The sequence below is a fragment of the Streptomyces phytophilus genome (assembly GCF_013870535.1).
In the GTDB taxonomy this organism is placed as follows: Bacteria; Actinomycetota; Actinomycetes; order Streptomycetales; family Streptomycetaceae; genus Streptomyces; species Streptomyces phytophilus.
This window is the reverse complement of sequence record NZ_JACBXC010001729.1, coordinates 1-1,016: the sequence shown is the minus strand read 5'-3', so window position 1 is coordinate 1,016 and position 1,016 is coordinate 1. Positions and strand designations below refer to the sequence as shown.

General features: G+C 74.4%; 1 protein-coding gene. It reads left to right on the top strand.

What is annotated here, in order from left to right:
- Positions 1 to 195: 195 nt before the first annotated feature.
- Positions 196 to 603: a DnaJ family domain-containing protein gene (locus H5J30_RS35570; RefSeq protein ID WP_181791913.1), complete on the top strand. Its 408-nt coding sequence runs from the start codon at positions 196 to 198 to the stop codon at positions 601 to 603.
- The last annotated feature ends 413 nt before the right edge of the window (positions 604 to 1,016 follow it).

Genomic DNA, 1,016 nt, shown 5'->3' with positions numbered 1-1,016 from the left:
GCACGAGGGTCTCCCTATCGGGGCCGGATGGACACCTTCCGAGGCCATTGTCTGAATTGTCACCAAGGTCTGCGCAAGCCGGGCGCCGCCATCGGCGCGACGCCGCCCGCGCGCCGCGGCCCGCGGCGCGGTCGTTACCGTGGAGGTGCGAGAACGGCCGGCCGACGCGCGCCGCGAGCGGAGGGAGCACCGCACATGACCGAACGCAAGCCCCCGGGTGTGAGCTTCGAGTCCTGGGTCGACCGGCAGATCCGCGAGGCGGAGGAGCGCGGCGAGTTCGACGACCTCCCGGGCCGGGGCAAGCCGCTGGCCGATCTCGACCGGCCGTACGACGAGCTGTGGTGGGTCAGGGCGAAGATGGCGCGCGAGCAGTTGTCCGCGCTGCCGCCCTCCCCCGCCGTCCGCAAGGAGGCCGAGGCCGCCCTCGCCGCCGTGACCAGGGCGCGGAGCGAGAAGGAGGTGCGCGCGATCGTCGCGGAGGTCAACGAGAAGATCCTCGCGGCCCACCGGGCGCCCGCCGTCGGCCCGCCGCTGAAGCTCGCGCCGCTGGACGCCGACACGCTGGTACGCGAGTGGCGCGAGGGACGGGACGGACGCGAGTAGCGGCTACGGCGCCCGGCGGAGCCAGCGCCTCCGCCGGGCCTCAACGCGCGCGGGAGCGTCGATCGTTGGTGGTAGGGTCCCCCTCGAAACGTCAAGCCGTACGCAAGCGCACGGGGTAGACGCAGTCCGGGGGGAACTGATCCGTAGGTCACCCCTGCGCGGCCATTCCGCCGTCCCGACCAGACGGCGCGGCAGTAAGGCGCCCGGCCCGTACCCGGATACGGGCGCCGTCGCACCGCTTCCCGGCCCGGTTCCGCCACGTGCGGATCCGGCTGCCGGACCGGCTCACCCCCGGCGGGTGACGCGGCCCGGGACACTGCGCGCCCGCCCCGCCACCGCCTCCGGACGGCGCTGTTCATCGGCACCAGTCGTCCGAGAGGGGGAGCCGGTTGACCACCCGACGGCAGTTCCTC

What these genes read in the sequence shown, in the direction of transcription:
- H5J30_RS35570 (WP_181791913.1), top strand. Translation starts at nt 196, where the DNA reads ATGACCGAACGCAAGCCCCCGGGTGTGAGCTTCGAGTCCTGGGTCGAC.